Genomic DNA, 15,653 nt, shown 5'->3' with positions numbered 1-15,653 from the left:
GGGATGCACAGTAAGCGGCTCTTCAACGGCGTGATGGCGGTGCTTTCCGCTGCGGCCGTGATGTTGCTCGCGCCAGTGGTGTCACCGCAGCTTTCGGCGGCCTCACTGCCCACTGCCAACGCCGCCCCCTGCCCGGACGTCGAGGTGGTCTTCGCTCGCGGGCGGTTCGAGCCGCCGGGCACGGGCCGCATCGGGGTGGCGTTCGTTGACGCCTTGCGCTCCAAGACGTCCAAGAATGTGGGCTTCTACGCGGTGAACTACCCGGCGGACTACCAGGTGGACGTGGGCGCCAATGACATGAGCAAGCACATCCAGTACATGGCGAACAAGTGCCCCAACACCCGACTGGTCCTCGGCGGCTACTCGCTGGGCGCGGCCGTCACCGACCTGGTCCTGGCCGCGCCGTCGCCAGTCTTCGGCTACAACAATCCACTGCCGCTGGGGATGGACGGCCACGTCGCCGCGGTGGCACTCTTCGGTAACGGCACCCGCAAGGTGTTCGGGCCGGTGTCCGACGTCAGCCCACTGTGGGGCGACAAGACGATCGACATGTGCACTCCGGACGATCCGATCTGCAGCGACAACATGGACCCGGAAAGCTGGGCCGACAACTGGAATTCGCATCTTCAGGCCGCCTACATCGACTCCGGATTAGTCGACCAGGCCGCAGGTTTCGTGGCCGGCAAGCTCTGATCAGAGCGTGCGGAGATCGCGGGTGATGGCGATCCGCGCGGCCAACTCGTCATCGGGCGGATAGTCCACCCGGACCAGGGACAGTCCGCGGGCCGGAGCGGCCGCGAACGCACTGGATCGCTCGGTTGACGTCAATAGCGTTGCGCACCAGGACGGTTCGCGCCTACCCTCCCCGACGGCGAGTAGGGCACCAACCAGCGAGCGCACCATCGACCAACAGAAGGCGTCGGCGGTGACGAAGGCGGTCACCATATCGCCCGCACTCTCCCAGTCCAGCCGCTGCAGGTCACGAATCGTGGTGGCGCCGGGACGGTGCCGGCAGAATGCCGCGAAATTGTGCAGCCCCAACAGGTCTCGAGATGCGCTGGCCATCGCGTCCAGATCCAGGTGGCGCGGCCATGGCGTCACATACCGCGCCAGTTGCGGGTCGACGCCGTAGGGGGATAACGAGATCCGGTACTCGTAGTGGCGGCGCAAGGCCGAGAATCTGGCATCGAAACCGGCTGGTGCGCGGGTGATCTCGCGCACCCGGACGTCCTCCGGCAGAAACCGGGCCAATCGGCGCACCAGTGGCAGGAATTCGAGTTCACCTGGCCGCCGGGTACGCGGATAAGCATGCTCGAGTGCATCGGCCGGGACATCGACATGGGCGACTTGTCCGCTGGCGTGCACTCCACTGTCGGTGCGGCCCGCAGCGAACAACCGCACCGGTTCCCGGAACACCGTCGACAGCGCCTCCTCGAGAACGCCGGCGACGGTGCGGTGCCCCTCCTGCGCCGCCCAGCCGGTGAAAGCCGTTCCGTCGTAAGCAATGTCCAGCCGAAGACGAACATGCCCGCCACCGGAATCGGTGACGGGCACGTTCGAACTCACAACGTCAGGACTTGTCAGCGTCCGAATCCTCGGCGGATTCATCGGCCTGCTCCTCGGCGACCTCGTCAGCGGCCTCGGCGGTCTGGGCGTCGGCGATGCCGGCGTCCTCGGCCTCGACGGCTTCGATGCTCTCGACATCGGGGCCGACCGCTTCCTCGGGCTCCACCGCAGCCTGCGGCGCGGCCGCAGCAGCGACCGGAGCGGCCTTCTTGGCGGCGGACTTGGCAGCCCGGGTGGCCTCAGAGGTCACCGTCTTCTCCCGGACCAGTTCGATGACGGCCATCGGGGCGTTGTCGCCCTTGCGTGCCTCCACCTTGATGATGCGGGTGTAGCCGCCCTCACGGTCGGCGAAGAACGGACCGATCTCGGCGAACAACGCGTGCACGATGTCCTTGTCGCGGATCTTCTTCATCACCTCACGCCGGTTGTGCAGCGTGCCCTTCTTGGCATGGGTGATGAGCTTCTCGGCGTAGGGCCGCAGCGCCCGGGCCTTGGGCTCGGTCGTCTTGATGCGGCCGTGCTCGAACAGCGACGTAGCCAGGTTGGCCAGGAGCGCCTTCTGGTGCGAGGACGAACCGCCGAGGCGAGGTCCCTTGGTGGGTTTGGGCATTGCGACTTCTCCTAAATGGGGCCGGCCCCCGTATCAGGTAGGACCGGGACGGATCTCTTTCGAGACAGTGGTTAGAGCTGTTCGGTTTCGGCGTAGTCCTGGTCGGCGTCCAGGTCGTAGCTGGCGTCGCTGTTCCACGTGCCGGTGGCGACGTCGTAGCCGGCAACCTCGGACGGATCGAAGCTGGCCGGGCTGTCCTTGAGCGACAGGCCGAGCTGGTGCAGCTTGATCTTCACCTCGTCGATCGACTTCTGGCCGAAGTTACGGATGTCCAGCAGATCGGACTCCGTGCGGGCGACCAGCTCGCCGACGGTGTGCACACCCTCGCGCTTGAGGCAGTTGTACGACCGGACGGTGAGGTCCAGGTCGTCGATCGGCAGCGCGAACGCCGCGATGTGGTCGGCCTCGGCGGGCGAGGGACCGATCTCGATGCCCTCGGCCTCGACGTTGAGTTCCCGTGCCAGACCGAACAACTCAACCAGCGTCTTGCCGGCCGAGGCCAGGGCGTCACGCGGGGTGATGGAGTTCTTGGTCTCGACATCGAGGATCAGCTTGTCGAAGTCGGTGCGCTGCTCGACGCGGGTGGCCTCCACCTTGTAGGTGACCTTGAGGACCGGCGAGTAGATGGAATCGACCGGGATACGGCCGATTTCGGCACCGGAGGCCTTGTTCTGCACGGCCGGGACGTAGCCGCGGCCACGCTCGACGACGAGCTCGACCTCGAGCTTGCCCTTGTCGTTCAGGGTCGCGATCCGCATGTCCGGGTTGTGCACGGTAACGCCGGCCGGCGGGACGATGTCACCGGCGGTGACGTCACCCGGACCCTGCTTACGCAGGTACATCGTGACCGGCTCGTCCTCCTCGGAGGACACGACCAGACCCTTGAGGTTCAGGATGATGTCGGTGACGTCTTCCTTGACCCCGGGCACGGTGGTGAACTCGTGCAGCACACCGTCGATGCGGATGCTGGTGACGGCTGCGCCGGGGATCGACGACAGCAGGGTGCGCCGCAGCGAATTGCCAAGGGTGTAACCGAAACCGGGCTCCAGGGGTTCGATGACGAACTGGGAGCGGTTCTCGGCGATGACCTCTTCGCTGAGTGTGGGCCGCTGGGAAATCAGCATGGTGTTTTCGTTCTCCTTCTCGGCACCCGCTATTTGATGCCGTTAAGTGATCTGCCGGACGGATGCCCGGCAGACGTCTTTACTTCGAGTAGTACTCGACGATGAGCTGCTCGGCGAGCGGGACCTGAATCTGCGCACGCTCGGGCAGCTGGTGCACGAGGATTCGCTGACGCTCCCCGACCACCTGCAGCCACCCGGGGATCGGGCGCTCACCGGCGGTCTGCCGGGCCACCTCGAACGGCAGGGTGTTCAGCGACTTGTCCTTGATGTCGATGATGTCGTACTGCGACACCCGATAGCTCGGGATGTTCACCTTGACACCGTTGACGGTGAAGTGACCGTGGCTGACCAACTGGCGGGCCATCCGGCGGGTACGCGCCAGACCGGCGCGGTACACGACGTTGTCCAGCCGGCTCTCCAGGATCTGCAGCAGGTTCTCGCCCGTCTTACCCGAGTGCCGTGAGGCCTCTTCGTAGTACTTGCGGAACTGCTTCTCCATGACGCCATAGGTGAAGCGGGCCTTCTGCTTCTCCTGCAGCTGCTGGCGGTATTCGCTCTCCTTGATCCGCGCGCGGCCGTGCTGGCCGGGCGGGTAGGGACGCTTTTCGAACGACTGATCGCCACCGACGAGGTCGACGCCGAGGCGGCGCGACTTACGGGTGACTGGTCCGGTGTAACGAGCCATTGAACTTCTCTCCTCTAGACCCGGCGCCGCTTGGGCGGACGGCAGCCGTTGTGCGGCTGCGGAGTGACATCGGAAATCGCGCCCACTTCGAGGCCGGCGGCCTGCAGTGAGCGGATGGCGGTCTCCCGGCCCGAGCCCGGACCCTTGACGAATACGTCGACCTTCTTGACACCGTGCTCCTGGGCCTTGCGGGCCGCGTTCTCGGCAGCCAGCTGCGCGGCGAACGGAGTCGACTTGCGCGAGCCCTTGAAGCCCACGTGGCCCGAGGACGCCCACGCGATGACGTTGCCCTGCGGGTCGGTGATCGAGACGATCGTGTTGTTGAACGTGCTCTTGATGTGAGCGGCGCCGTGCGGAATGTTCTTCTTTTCCTTGCGGCGGGTCTTCTGCCCCTTCTTGGGAGCAGAGCCCTTCTTTGCTTGTGCCATCCGGGGTTACCTGGCCTTCTTCTTGCCGGCGATGGTGCGCTTGGGGCCCTTGCGGGTACGCGCGTTGGTCTTGGTCCGCTGGCCGCGCACCGGCAGGCCACGGCGGTGCCGAAGACCCTGGTAACAGCCGATTTCGATCTTGCGGCGAATGTCGGCCTGGACCTCGCGGCGCAGGTCGCCCTCCACCTTGAGATCGTTGCCCTCGATGTATTCGCGAAGCTGGGTCACCTGATCATCGGTGAGGTCCTTGCTCCGCAGATCCCGGTCGATGCCGGTCGCCGCAAGGATTTCCTGCGAGCGGGTACGGCCGATGCCGTAGATATAGGTCAGCGCGATCTCCATGCGCTTGTCGCGCGGGAGATCAACGCCCATTAGACGTGCCATCAGGCAGTGATTCCTTCTTCTATGCGGAGGTCTGTTCCCAGTCCGTTCCCGACGGCGTCGGGGCCCGGCCTCCGTCCGGGCGTGTCCAGGCAGCACTGATTCGTCTTTTTCGGCGCTGACGCGCCAATCCGCCTAGTGGAACTGGGAGGTCTGCATTCAGTTGTGGGTACTGCTCGTTGCCGCTCAAGCGGCGACAGGGTGTTAGCCCTGACGCTGCTTGTGGCGCGGATCAGTGCAGATCACCATGACCCGCCCATGCCGGCGGATCACCCTGCACTTGTCGCAGATCGGCTTGACGCTCGGGTTCACCTTCACGGCTCGTTGATCCTTCTAGTTCTCGGTGTTGTCAGTTAGTGCTTGATCGCGGTCGAGGCGATTACTTGTACCGGTACACAATGCGACCCCGGGTCAGGTCGTAGGGAGACAACTCCACTACCACCCGGTCCTCGGGAAGGATGCGGATGTAGTGCTGCCGCATCTTGCCGCTGATGTGAGCGAGCACCTTGTGTCCGTTCTCCAGCTCAATGCGAAACATCGCATTGGGCAGGGGCTCGACCACGCGGCCCTCGACCTCGATGGCACCGTCTTTCTTGGCCATAACCTCTCAGATCCTGCTTTGTCGGTTCTGTTCGCATCCGCCGCTCGCGCGACTGACCCTCACAGTTCGGGGCAGCCCTTCGCCCCGACTGCAAAACGTGAGCCGGTGACAGGAAATTCCAGGACTGGGCACGCAAGAGTCGGCGCGATCACCGCACCGTTGGTCTACGATACCCGTTTCCCGGCGCTACTCCAAAACGCGTGCTGCGCCGATCTCCACACCCTAAGGCGCAGGTGAACGCAGCGCGACCGGAACGGGACGAAGCCAAGCCCATCCTAAATAGGACTGGACGCGCAGCGCATACTGGATGGTGATGACTGGACCTCTCCCCCAGCCCCGAAAGCCCGCCATTCTCACCGTCGACGACGACCCGGCGGTGTCGCGCGCCGTCGCCCGCGATCTTCGCCGCCACTACGGCGAGAGATATCGGATCGTGCGGGCCGAATCCGGGCAGGACGCGCTGGAAACCCTCAACGAACTGAAGCTGCGCGGCGAGACCGTGGCGGTGTTCGTCGCCGACTACCGGATGCCGCAGATGAGCGGCATCCAGTTCCTCGAAGAGGCGATGGACATCTATCCGATGGCCCGCCGGGTGCTGCTGACCGCCTACGCCGACACCCATGCCGCGATCGACGCCATCAACGTCGTCGACCTCGACCACTACCTGCTCAAGCCGTGGGACCCGCCGGAGGAGAAGCTCTACCCGGTCCTCGACGCACTGCTGGAGGCCTGGCATGCGACCGGCGACCGGGCGATCCCGCACACCAAGGTGATAGGGCACCGCTGGAGTGAGCGGTCCTGGGAGGTCCGCCAGTTCCTGGCCCGCAACCAGCATTCGTTCCGCTCCTTCATGGCCGACGAGGCCAAGGGCCGCCAGCTGCTGGATGCGGCCGGACTGGACGGCTTCGAGCTGCCGGTGGTGATCACCGAGCAGGGCGAGACGCTGGTCGACCCCACCGACGCCGAACTGGCCGGCATGCTCGGCCTGTCGACCGAGCCGTCGCTGGAGATGTACGACCTGGCCGTCATCGGCGGCGGGCCGGCCGGGCTGGCCGCCGCCGTGTACGGCGCCTCCGAAGGCCTCAAGACGGTGCTCATCGAGGAGACCACCACCGGTGGTCAGGCCGGTCGCAGCTCCCGCATCGAGAACTACCTGGGTTTCCCGACCGGCATCTCCGGTGCCGAACTGACAACGTCGGCGCGCAGGCAGGCGGAGCGCTTCGGCGCCGAGGTGATCACCACCCGCAAGGCGGTCAAGCTGATCGCCGGGGACGCCGGGACCGCGCGGACCATCGCATTCGAAGACGGTGGTGAAATCGCCGCGCGCTCAGTCATTTTGGCGACCGGTGTCGACTACCGACAGCTGCGCGTCACCGGCTGCTGGGACAACCCCGACGACTCGGCCTGTAACTACGTCGGGCGCGGCGTCTACTACGGCGCCTCGGTGTCGGATGCCTCGGAGTGTGAGGGCGAGGACGTCTACCTCGTCGGCGGCGCGAACTCGGCGGGCCAGGCCGCGCTGTTCATGGCCGAGCGGGCGAAGTCGGTGACCATGCTGGTGCGCGGCCCGTCGTTGGAAGCGTCGATGTCGCACTACCTGGTCGAACGGATCGAGAAGCACCCGAACATCGGCGTGCGCACCTGCACCGAGGTGGTGGACACCCTCGGCGACGACGACCACCTCACCGGCCTGGTGCTGGAGAACAGGCAGACCGGCGAGCGCGAGACCGTCCCATCGACCCGGATGTGCTGCTTCATCGGGGCCGAGCCCCGGACCGACTGGCTCAAGGAGGTCGTCGCCGTCGACGACCACGGTTTCATCCTGGCCGGACCCGACCTGCGCGACGTCGCCGGCTGGATGCTGGACCGTCCGCCGCACCACCTGGAAACAAGTGTGCCCGGTGTGTTTGTTGCAGGTGACGTGCGCGCCGAGTCGGCCAAGCGGGTGGCCGCTGCGGTGGGCGAAGGATCGATGGCAGTGATGCTCGTGCACCGCTACCTGGCCGAGGCCTGACCACGCTGTATTCGAGAGCGCCGAGAGGGAGACATCGATGGGCGAGAAATGCCTGCCCGAGGAACTGCGGACGCTGTTCCTGTTCGAAGCGCTGACCGACGAACAGCTGCGCACGCTGTGCGAGAACGGCCACATCCAGGTTTTCGAGCCCGGCCCTGTCTGCGCCGAAGGTGATCCCGCGACGTGTTTCTACGTGCTGCTCGACGGCGAGTTGGTGATGTCGAAGCGCTCGGGTGGCGTCGACATCGAAACCAACCGAACGTCCCAGCGCGGCGTCTACTGCGGAGCATGGTCGGCCTACATCCCCGGCGAGGACCACGTCTACCAAGCCTCGGTGCGGGTCACCACGCCGGCGCGGTTCTTCGTGCTCGACGCCGAAGCGTTCGCGAAGTTCATGCAGTCGCAGTTCCCGATGGCCGTGCACCTTTTGGAAGGCCATATGGTCGGCGGCCTGCGGCAGAGCCAGATCATCGGACAGCGCGAGAAGCTGCTGGCGCTGGGCACCATCACCGCCGGGCTGACCCATCAGCTCAACAATCCCGCCGCCGCGATCTCCCGCGACGTGGCGAACCTGCGCGAGAACGTCGGCAAGATGCGCCACAAGCTGGCCATGCTCGCCGACGGCGAGTTCTCCACCGAGGCGCTGCGGGTGCTGGTGAGCATCCAGGACGAGGTGGCCGAACAGGTCGCGAAGTCCAAGGCCCAGCAGCTGACGGCGCTGGAGACCTCTGACCGCGAGGATCAGGTCGGGGACTGGCTCGAAGACCACGGCATCGCCGGCGGCTGGGACTATGCGCCGACATTCGTCGAAGCCGGCCTGGACACCCAGTGGCTGGAGCGCGTCGAGGCCTCGATCGACGACGTGGACTGCTCGGCGACCATGCAGAGCGCGATCGGCTGGCTGAAATACACGATCGACACCGAGCTGTCGGTGAACCGGATCTCGGAGGCCAGCAAGCGCATCTCGGCACTGCTCGCCGGAACCAAGCAGTACTCGCAGATGGATCGCGCGCCCTACCAGTCCGCCGACATCCACGAGCTGCTCTTCAGCACGCTGATGATGTTCGGCGAAAAGGTCGGCAAGGACGGGCCAGTCCGCGTGGTCAAGGAGCTTGACAAGACACTTCCCGAATTGCTGTGTTACCCAGGCGATCTCAACCAGGTCTGGACCAACATCATCGACAACGCCATCCAGGCGATGAACGGCGCCGGCACCTTGACAGTGCGGACGCTGCGGGAAGGCGAGTTCGTTCGGGTGGAGATCTGCGACGACGGGCCCGGTATCCCCGAGGAAATCATCGACCGCATCTTCACCCCGTTCTTCACCACCAAGCCGTTCGGCGAGGGCACCGGGCTGGGCCTGGATCTGGCCTGGCGGATCGTCGTCGAGAAGCACCGCGGCAATCTGCGGGTGGAATCCCAGCCGGGTGACACCCGCTTCATCGTGCTGCTGCCGATGGTCGCCCCGGCGCCCGAGGCGCCCACACCCACTGAGATTCTGGCCGCGGAATAGTTCGCGCCGCGCGCGAGGTTGGACGACAGATGAGCGGCGCATCCGTGCTGGGTTGATCCGAAAGGGACGTCCATGACCGACACCAAACCCGATCTGGGGCGTTTCGGAACGTTCGGCCTGGGGGTAACCCCCCAACAGGCCAACGAGATCGAAGCACTCGGGTACGGAGCAGTCTGGGTCGGCGGCTCGCCCCCGGCCGAATTGGATTGGGTGGAGCCGATTTTGGAGAACACCACCACGCTGAAGGTGGCGACCGGGATCGTCAACATCTGGACGGCCGCGCCCGGGCCGGTTGCGGAATCCTTCCACCGCATCGAGTCCGGCTACCCCGGCCGGCTCATCCTGGGCATCGGCGTCGGCCATCCCGAGGCTCATCAGCAGTACCAGAAGCCGGTCGAAGCGCTGAACAGCTACCTGGACAAGCTCGACGAATACGGGGTGCCCAAAGGCAGCCGGGTGGTCGCGGCGCTGGGGCCGCAGGTGCTCAAGCTCTCGGCACAGCGCAGCGCCGGCGCGCATCCGTACCTCACCACACCCGAGCACACCGCACAGGCGCGGGCACTGATCGGGCCCGGCGCCTTCCTGGCCCCCGAGCACAAGGCCGTTCTGACCACCGACGCCGACAAGGCGAGGACCGTCGGCCGCAAGGCCCTCGACGTCTATCTGAACCTGCAGAACTACCTCAACAGCTGGAAGCGGCTGGGATTCACCGACGACGACGTCGCCCGCCCGGGCAGTGACCGACTGGTCGACGCGGTCGTCGCCTACGGCACGCCCGAGGCCATCGCCGCGCGCCTGACCCAGCATCTCGACGCCGGGGCCGACCACGTCCCGGTGCAGGTGCTGACCTCGCCGGACAAACTCGTCCCCGCCCTGGCCGAACTGGCCGGGCCGCTCGGCCTCTGACCCTCAAGGAGATCTCGTGACCGACCCCGCGCTGCTCAAGCCCGACCTTGGACGATTCGGGGTGTGGACCTTTGGTGCGCCCACGCCCGAGCAAGCCGCGGAGATCGAACGGCTGGGCTTTCGCGCGGTGTGGGTCGGCGGCTCGCCGGCCGCGGACCTGGCGTTCGTCGAACCCATCCTCGAGCGCACCGAAAACCTCTCGGTCGCAACCGGAATCGTCAACATCTGGACGGCACCGGCCGCCGAGGTCGCCGACTCCTATCACCGCATCGAGGAGGCCTATCCCGGCCGCTTCCTGCTCGGCATCGGTGTGGGCCACCCCGAGCACACCCAGGAGTACCGCAAGCCCTACGAGGCGCTGGTTGCCTACCTCGACGAATTGGACGCCCACCGGGTACCGACCAGTCGCCGCGTCATCGCCGCGCTGGGACCCAAGGTGCTGGCGCTCTCGGCGGAGCGCAGTGCAGGCGCCCATCCGTACCTGACCACCCCGGAGCACACCGCCCAGGCGCGCGACCTGCTGGGCGGGTCGGTGTACCTGGCACCCGAGCACAAGGTCGTGCTGTCCACCGACGCCGAGGCCGCCCGTGCACTCGGGCGCGACAGCGTCGGCTTTTATCTGGACCTGAGCAACTACGTCAACAACTGGAAGCGGCTCGGGTTCACCGACGCCGACGTGGCCAAGCCGGGCAGCGACAAGCTGATCGACGCCGTGGTCGCGCACGGCACACCGGAATCAATTGCCGCGCGTCTGCGTGAACACCTCGACGTGGGCGCCGATCACGTGACGATCCAGGTGCTCGGCGGCGGGGACAGGCTGATCCCCACGCTTACCGAACTGGCCGGGCCCTTGGGGCTGACCGCAGATCAGGCATAAGGGCGCCGGCTGAGCCGGGTGAGCCCACGCAAAAACGCCCGTCGGTCCTCTGCTGACAGTTTCTGCAACCATCGGTCTTCGTTGCGCTGAATCGCCGACTGTGCGGCATTCTTGACAGCCCGCCCGGTGTCGGTGATGGCGAGCAGCCGCACCCGGCGGTCGTCGGGATCGGCATGGCGCTCGATGAATCCCCGCTCCTGCAGTTCATCGAGAACCGGGATGATGCGCGTCTTGTCGGCCCCGATCGCCTCAGCGAGTGCCGCCTGGGTGCGAACCGGCGACTCATCAAGCGCAAGCAACACGGTGTAGCCCCACATGGTCAGCTCATGCTCGTCAAGGACAGGCATCTCGGCCGCCACCAGTTCCCGCAGCAGTGGCGCGAGCATGGCCGCCAGATCCGGGCGTCTCGGTGATCCGGGCACGGCTCGATCGTAAGCATTGAACATTCATACGCATGCGCTTACTATCTACTCATGCATACTAATGTGGATCTTCTTCCGCTTCACCGGATAGCGGTCACCGCCTCAGTCGACGCTGTCGCACAGGTGACCCTGGGCCAGCTGGGTGACCCGACGCCGTGCGCCGGCTGGAATCTGGCCGACCTGATCGCGCACATGATCGCGCAGAACCGGGGCTTCGCCGCGGCCGCACGAGGGCTCGGTGCCGATCTTTCCGTGTGGGATCCGGCCACCGTCATCGGCGATGTCGCCCGCGATCCCCTGACCGCGTACACCGAGTCCGCCCGCGAGGTCCTCGACGCATTCGCCGCCGACGGCGTACTGGAGACGGCATTTGCGCTACCGGAACTGGGACCGGATGCGACGTTCCCGGCGTCCATGGCGATCGGATTCCACTTCGTGGACTCTGTCGTGCACGGCTGGGACGTCGCGCGCGCCGCCGGCACCCCGTTCGATCCGCCCGACGACGTCGTCGCCGCGGTCCTCCCGTTGGCCCTGGCCATCCCGGGCGGCAGCTTCCGCACCGCGGACGGTAGCCCGTTCCAGCCCGCGATCGCAGCGGACGACGGGGCGAGAAGCTTGGACCGGGTCCTGGCGCATCTCGGGCGATCACCGAGGTGGACCCCTCGCTGACACCCGATCTCTCGTGGGTGGAGCCTCCACTAGGGTCTGGGGCATGCGGCTGTTGGTCACGGGAGGCGCCGGGTTCATCGGCGCCAACTTCGTGCACAGCACGGTGCGCAACCGTCCCGGCGCATCGGTCACCGTCGTCGACGCGCTGACCTACGCCGGTAGCCGCGAATCACTGGCCGCGGTGCAGAACGAGATCTCACTTGTCGAAGGTGACCTCACCGACGAGGCGCTCGTCGACCGGCTGGTCGCCGACTCCGACGCGGTGGTGCACTTCGCGGCCGAAACCCACGTGGACAATTCGCTCGCCGACCCCGCGTCGTTCCTGCGCAGCAATGTGATCGGCACGTTCTCGGTTTTGGAGGCGGTGCGCAGGCACGGTGTCCGGTTGCACCACGTCTCCACCGACGAGGTGTACGGCGACCTGCCGCTCGACGGGGATGTCCGGTTCAACGCCGCGACCCCGTACAACCCGTCGAGTCCGTACTCGGCGACCAAGGCCTCGGCCGACCTGCTGGTCCGGGCCTGGGTGCGGTCCTACGGTGTGCGCGCGACGATCTCTAACTGCTCCAACAACTATGGGCCCTACCAGCACATCGAAAAGTTCATCCCACGCCAGATCACCAACGTCCTGACCGGGCGGCGCCCCAAGCTGTACGGCGCGGGCGCCAACATTCGTGACTGGATCCACGTCGAAGACCACAACACCGGCGTCTGGCGCATCCTCGAGGATGGGCAGATCGGCCGCACCTACTTGATCGGGGCCGACGGCGAGCGCGACAACCTCTCGGTGCTGCGGCTCATCCTGCAGTTGATGGACCGCGACCCCGACGACGTCGACCACGTCGCCGACCGGGCCGGGCACGACCTGCGCTACGCGATCGACTCCGGCGCGCTGCGTGACGAATTGGGCTGGGCGCCCAAGCACACCGACTTCGCCGAAGGGCTGCGGACCACCATCGCGTGGTACCGCGACAACGAGTGGTGGTGGGGCCCCTTGAAGGAACAGGTCGAACAGACCTACGCCGAGCGCGGCCACTGAGCGGCAGGCCGGCAGCAACGAACAACGCACTCTTGCGGTCCGGCATCCCCCGTTACTAGGATGTCCTAGTATTCAGCAGCCGGTCAGCCGAGGGACAACCATGAGCACACCGATCCAGCACTTCATCGACGGCAAGCGCAGCAGCCTGGGCAGCACGCGCACCGCCGACGTCCTCAACCCCAGCACCGGCGAGGTGCAGGCCCAGGTGCTCCTGGCCAGCGCCGCCGACGTCAACACCGCGGTCGCCTCCGCGGTGGAAGCCCAGAAGGAATGGGCCGCCTGGAACCCGCAGCGGCGCGCCCGCGTGATGATGAAGTTCATCGAGTTGGTCAACGCCAACACCGACGAGCTTGCCGAGCTGCTGTCCATCGAGCACGGCAAGACCGTCGCCGACTCCCGCGGTGACATTCAGCGCGGCATCGAGGTCATCGAGTTCGCCATCGGCATCCCGCATCTGCTCAAGGGCGAGTTCACCGAAGGCGCCGGCGGCGGTATCGACGTGTACTCGATCCGCCAGCCGCTCGGCGTGGTCGCCGGTATCACCCCGTTCAACTTCCCCGCGATGATCCCGCTGTGGAAGGCTGGCCCGGCGCTGGCGTGCGGAAACGCCTTCATCCTCAAGCCCTCTGAGCGCGATCCCTCGGTGCCGGTGCGCCTGGCCGAGCTCTTCCTGGAGGCCGGCCTGCCCGCCGGTGTCTTCCAGGTGGTGCAGGGCGACAAGGAAGCGGTCGACGCGATCCTGACCCACCCCGACATCAAGGCCATCGGCTTCGTCGGCAGCTCCGACATCGCGCAGTACATCTACTCCACCGCGGCCGCCCACGGTAAGCGCTCGCAGTGCTTCGGCGGGGCCAAGAACCACATGATCGTCATGCCCGACGCGGACCTCGACCAGGCCGTTGACGCGCTGATCGGCGCCGGCTACGGCAGCGCCGGCGAGCGGTGCATGGCCATCAGCGTCGCGGTGCCGGTCGGTGAGGAGACCGCGAACCGGTTGCGCGCCAGGCTCGTCGAGCGGATCAACAGCCTGCGCGTCGGCCACAGCCTCGACCCCAAGGCCGACTACGGACCGCTGGTCACCGGCGCCGCTCTCAAGCGGGTCCGCGACTACATCGACGCCGGCGTCGCCGCAGGCGCCGAGATCGTCGTCGACGGCCGCGAAAAGGCCAGTGACGAGCTGACGTTCGGCGACGCCAACCTCGAGGGCGGCTTCTTCATCGGCCCCACCCTGTTCGACCACGTCACCACCGACATGTCGATCTACACCGACGAGATCTTCGGGCCGGTGCTGTGCATCGTGCGCGCCCACGACTATGAAGAGGCCCTGCGGCTTCCGTCCGAGCACGAGTACGGCAACGGCGTGGCGATCTTCACCCGCGACGGCGACGCCGCCCGCGACTTCGTCTCCCGCGTGCAGGTCGGCATGGTCGGCGTCAACGTGCCGATCCCGGTTCCGGTGTCCTACCACACCTTCGGCGGCTGGAAGCGCTCCGGCTTCGGCGACCTCAACCAGCACGGGCCGCACTCGATCCTGTTCTACACCAAGACCAAGACCGTCACCGAGCGGTGGCCCTCGGGTATCAAGGACGGCGCCGAGTTCGTCATCCCGACAATGCAATGAGCTTCCTGAGTTTGGACGACGACGAACGCGTCATCGCCGAGACGGCAGCCGCGTTCGCCGCCAAACGCCTTGCGCCGCATGCACTCGACTGGGATCACACCAAGCACTTCCCGGTCGAGGTGATGCGGGAGGCGGCCGAACTCGGCATGGCGGCCATCTACTGCGGCGAGGACGTCGGCGGCAGTGGGCTGCGGCGGTTGGACGCCGTCCGAATCTTCGAGCACCTCGCCGCCGCCGACCCCGCGATCGCAGCGTTCATCTCGATCCACAACATGTGCGCGTGGATGATCGACAGCTACGGCACCGCCGACCAGCGCAAGACATGGGTGCCCAAGCTGGCCTCGATGGAAGCCATCGCCAGCTACTGTCTCACCGAGCCGGGCGCCGGATCGGATGCGGCGGCGTTGCGCACCAAGGCTGTTCGAGACGGTGAGAGTTATGTGCTCGACGGCGTCAAGCAGTTCATCTCCGGCGCCGGGCAATCCGATGTCTACGTGGTGATGGCGCGCACCGGTGGCGACGGGCCACGCGGGATCTCGGCGTTCATCGTCGAAAATGGCACGCCTGGACTCAGTTTCGGCGCCAACGAGGAGAAGATGGGCTGGAACGCCCAGCCCACCGCGCAGGTCATCATGGAGGGCGTCCGGGTGCCTGCCGACGCGATGCTCGGCGGACCCGAAGGCGAAGGCGGCGGCTTCGGCATCGCGATGAACGGGCTCAACGGCGGCCGGCTGAACATCGCCGCCTGCTCGCTGGGCGGCGCGCAGGCCGCTTTCGACAAGGCCGCACGCTATCTGGCCGACCGCCAGGCGTTCGGGGGCGCACTTCTCGACGAGCCGACCATCCGGTTCTCGCTGGCCGACATGGCGACCGCCCTGGAAACCTCGCGGCTGCTGCTGTGGCGCGCGGCCAGTGCCCTCGACGACGGCGACCCGGACAAGGTCTCGCTGTGCGCCATGGCCAAGCTGCACGTCACCGACGCCTGCTTCACCGTCGCCGATCAGGCGCTGCAGCTGCACGGCGGTTACGGGTATCTGCGGGAGTACGGGCTGGAGAAGATCGTCCGCGATCTGCGTGTGCACCGAATCCTGGAGGGCACCAACGAGATCATGCGCGTGGTCATCGGGCGGGGCGTGGCGAGCCGTGCTCGCAGTCAGGGTGAGTCGCCCGGACGAAATTCGGCGTGAGGCAAAGGAA

The 15,653-nt window shown here is 66.5% G+C and carries 18 protein-coding genes; 9 read left to right on the top strand and 9 right to left on the bottom strand.

Annotated elements, in window-relative coordinates:
- Positions 1 to 3 precede the first annotated feature (3 nt).
- On the top strand, positions 4 to 693 hold the full coding sequence (locus tag OG976_RS18490; RefSeq protein ID WP_328351780.1) for a cutinase family protein: 690 nt from the start codon (positions 4 to 6) through the stop codon (positions 691 to 693).
- On the opposite strand, the gene truA is transcribed toward OG976_RS18490, so the two are convergent.
- The 8 genes from truA to infA form a co-directional block, all read right to left on the bottom strand.
- Positions 694 to 1,608 carry a tRNA pseudouridine(38-40) synthase TruA gene (gene truA / locus OG976_RS18485; RefSeq protein WP_442930354.1) on the bottom strand — a complete coding sequence of 305 codons (915 nt, stop codon included), beginning with the start codon at positions 1,606 to 1,608 and terminating at the stop codon, positions 694 to 696.
- The gene (gene rplQ / locus OG976_RS18480) at positions 1,571 to 2,176 is read right to left on the bottom strand and encodes a 50S ribosomal protein L17 (protein ID WP_328351774.1); all 606 of its coding nucleotides are present in this window, start codon (positions 2,174 to 2,176) and stop codon (positions 1,571 to 1,573) included. The genes truA and rplQ overlap by 38 nt, the downstream gene beginning before the upstream one ends.
- 71 nt (positions 2,177 to 2,247) lie before the next feature.
- The gene (locus tag OG976_RS18475) at positions 2,248 to 3,300 is read right to left on the bottom strand and encodes a DNA-directed RNA polymerase subunit alpha (protein WP_328351771.1); all 1,053 of its coding nucleotides are present in this window, start codon (positions 3,298 to 3,300) and stop codon (positions 2,248 to 2,250) included.
- 79 nt (positions 3,301 to 3,379) lie between these two features.
- Positions 3,380 to 3,985 carry a 30S ribosomal protein S4 gene (gene rpsD / locus OG976_RS18470; RefSeq protein ID WP_328351768.1) on the bottom strand — a complete coding sequence of 202 codons (606 nt, stop codon included), beginning with the start codon at positions 3,983 to 3,985 and terminating at the stop codon, positions 3,380 to 3,382.
- A gap of 14 nt (positions 3,986 to 3,999) precedes the next feature.
- Positions 4,000 to 4,413 carry a 30S ribosomal protein S11 gene (gene rpsK, locus OG976_RS18465; protein WP_328351765.1) on the bottom strand — a complete coding sequence of 138 codons (414 nt, stop codon included), beginning with the start codon at positions 4,411 to 4,413 and terminating at the stop codon, positions 4,000 to 4,002.
- Between the two features lie 6 nt (positions 4,414 to 4,419).
- Entirely contained in the window at positions 4,420 to 4,797 is a 378-nt protein-coding gene (rpsM, locus tag OG976_RS18460) for a 30S ribosomal protein S13 (RefSeq protein ID WP_167105858.1), read from the bottom strand.
- Between the two features lie 201 nt (positions 4,798 to 4,998).
- Positions 4,999 to 5,112 (bottom strand): 50S ribosomal protein L36, encoded by a 114-nt coding sequence (rpmJ, locus tag OG976_RS18455; protein WP_025737541.1) that lies wholly within the window; start codon positions 5,110 to 5,112, stop codon positions 4,999 to 5,001.
- 61 nt (positions 5,113 to 5,173) lie between these two features.
- On the bottom strand, positions 5,174 to 5,395 hold the full coding sequence (gene infA, locus OG976_RS18450; RefSeq protein ID WP_005140011.1) for a translation initiation factor IF-1: 222 nt from the start codon (positions 5,393 to 5,395) through the stop codon (positions 5,174 to 5,176).
- A gap of 313 nt (positions 5,396 to 5,708) precedes the next feature.
- Between infA and OG976_RS18445 the strand changes: the two genes are divergently transcribed.
- From OG976_RS18445 to OG976_RS18430, 4 genes are all read left to right on the top strand, one after another.
- Positions 5,709 to 7,409 (top strand): FAD-dependent oxidoreductase, encoded by a 1,701-nt coding sequence (locus OG976_RS18445; protein ID WP_328351753.1) that lies wholly within the window; start codon positions 5,709 to 5,711, stop codon positions 7,407 to 7,409.
- 37 nt (positions 7,410 to 7,446) lie between these two features.
- A complete protein-coding gene (locus OG976_RS18440; protein ID WP_328351750.1) occupies positions 7,447 to 8,922 on the top strand; it encodes an ATP-binding protein in 1,476 nt (491 codons plus the stop codon).
- Between the two features lie 72 nt (positions 8,923 to 8,994).
- Entirely contained in the window at positions 8,995 to 9,828 is an 834-nt protein-coding gene (locus OG976_RS18435) for an LLM class F420-dependent oxidoreductase (protein WP_328351747.1), read from the top strand.
- A gap of 16 nt (positions 9,829 to 9,844) precedes the next feature.
- On the top strand, positions 9,845 to 10,705 hold the full coding sequence (locus OG976_RS18430; protein WP_328351744.1) for an LLM class F420-dependent oxidoreductase: 861 nt from the start codon (positions 9,845 to 9,847) through the stop codon (positions 10,703 to 10,705).
- Here the strand turns inward: OG976_RS18430 and OG976_RS18425 are convergent.
- Positions 10,696 to 11,151: a MarR family winged helix-turn-helix transcriptional regulator gene (locus OG976_RS18425; RefSeq protein WP_328351741.1), complete on the bottom strand. Its 456-nt coding sequence runs from the start codon at positions 11,149 to 11,151 to the stop codon at positions 10,696 to 10,698. The genes OG976_RS18430 and OG976_RS18425 overlap by 10 nt on opposite strands.
- Before the next feature lie 27 nt (positions 11,152 to 11,178).
- Here OG976_RS18425 and OG976_RS18420 point away from each other — a divergent pair, with 27 nt between their 5' ends.
- From OG976_RS18420 to OG976_RS18405, 4 genes are all read left to right on the top strand, one after another.
- Entirely contained in the window at positions 11,179 to 11,796 is a 618-nt protein-coding gene (locus OG976_RS18420; RefSeq protein WP_328351738.1) for a TIGR03086 family metal-binding protein, read from the top strand.
- Positions 11,797 to 11,839: 43 nt separating this feature from the next.
- Positions 11,840 to 12,835, top strand: a complete 996-nt coding sequence (rfbB, locus tag OG976_RS18415; protein ID WP_328351735.1) for a dTDP-glucose 4,6-dehydratase — start codon at positions 11,840 to 11,842, stop codon at positions 12,833 to 12,835.
- Between the two features lie 100 nt (positions 12,836 to 12,935).
- On the top strand, positions 12,936 to 14,456 hold the full coding sequence (locus OG976_RS18410) for a CoA-acylating methylmalonate-semialdehyde dehydrogenase (RefSeq protein WP_328351732.1): 1,521 nt from the start codon (positions 12,936 to 12,938) through the stop codon (positions 14,454 to 14,456).
- Positions 14,453 to 15,643, top strand: coding sequence for an acyl-CoA dehydrogenase family protein (locus OG976_RS18405; protein WP_328351729.1), 1,191 nt, complete (start codon positions 14,453 to 14,455; stop codon positions 15,641 to 15,643). The genes OG976_RS18410 and OG976_RS18405 overlap by 4 nt, the downstream gene beginning before the upstream one ends.
- Positions 15,644 to 15,653 lie beyond the last annotated feature (10 nt).

Source organism: Mycobacterium sp. NBC_00419 (assembly GCF_036023875.1).
In the GTDB taxonomy this organism is placed as follows: Bacteria; Actinomycetota; Actinomycetes; order Mycobacteriales; family Mycobacteriaceae; genus Mycobacterium.
The sequence above is the reverse complement of the archived record's forward strand: the minus strand, read 5'-3'. Positions and strand labels throughout refer to the sequence as shown.

What these genes read in the sequence shown, in the direction of transcription:
- OG976_RS18490 (WP_328351780.1), top strand. Translation starts at nt 4, where the DNA reads ATGCACAGTAAGCGGCTCTTCAACGGCGTGATGGCGGTGCTTTCCGCT.
- truA (WP_442930354.1), bottom strand. Translation starts at nt 1,608, where the DNA reads ATGAATCCGCCGAGGATTCGGACGCTGACAAGTCCTGACGTTGTGAGT.
- rplQ (WP_328351774.1), bottom strand. Translation starts at nt 2,176, where the DNA reads ATGCCCAAACCCACCAAGGGACCTCGCCTCGGCGGTTCGTCCTCGCAC.
- OG976_RS18475 (WP_328351771.1), bottom strand. Translation starts at nt 3,300, where the DNA reads ATGCTGATTTCCCAGCGGCCCACACTCAGCGAAGAGGTCATCGCCGAG.
- rpsD (WP_328351768.1), bottom strand. Translation starts at nt 3,985, where the DNA reads ATGGCTCGTTACACCGGACCAGTCACCCGTAAGTCGCGCCGCCTCGGC.
- rpsK (WP_328351765.1), bottom strand. Translation starts at nt 4,413, where the DNA reads ATGGCACAAGCAAAGAAGGGCTCTGCTCCCAAGAAGGGGCAGAAGACC.
- rpsM (WP_167105858.1), bottom strand. Translation starts at nt 4,797, where the DNA reads ATGGCACGTCTAATGGGCGTTGATCTCCCGCGCGACAAGCGCATGGAG.
- infA (WP_005140011.1), bottom strand. Translation starts at nt 5,395, where the DNA reads ATGGCCAAGAAAGACGGTGCCATCGAGGTCGAGGGCCGCGTGGTCGAG.
- OG976_RS18445 (WP_328351753.1), top strand. Translation starts at nt 5,709, where the DNA reads ATGACTGGACCTCTCCCCCAGCCCCGAAAGCCCGCCATTCTCACCGTC.
- OG976_RS18440 (WP_328351750.1), top strand. Translation starts at nt 7,447, where the DNA reads ATGGGCGAGAAATGCCTGCCCGAGGAACTGCGGACGCTGTTCCTGTTC.
- OG976_RS18435 (WP_328351747.1), top strand. Translation starts at nt 8,995, where the DNA reads ATGACCGACACCAAACCCGATCTGGGGCGTTTCGGAACGTTCGGCCTG.
- OG976_RS18425 (WP_328351741.1), bottom strand. Translation starts at nt 11,151, where the DNA reads ATGTTCAATGCTTACGATCGAGCCGTGCCCGGATCACCGAGACGCCCG.
- OG976_RS18420 (WP_328351738.1), top strand. Translation starts at nt 11,179, where the DNA reads ATGCATACTAATGTGGATCTTCTTCCGCTTCACCGGATAGCGGTCACC.
- rfbB (WP_328351735.1), top strand. Translation starts at nt 11,840, where the DNA reads ATGCGGCTGTTGGTCACGGGAGGCGCCGGGTTCATCGGCGCCAACTTC.
- OG976_RS18410 (WP_328351732.1), top strand. Translation starts at nt 12,936, where the DNA reads ATGAGCACACCGATCCAGCACTTCATCGACGGCAAGCGCAGCAGCCTG.
- OG976_RS18405 (WP_328351729.1), top strand. Translation starts at nt 14,453, where the DNA reads ATGAGCTTCCTGAGTTTGGACGACGACGAACGCGTCATCGCCGAGACG.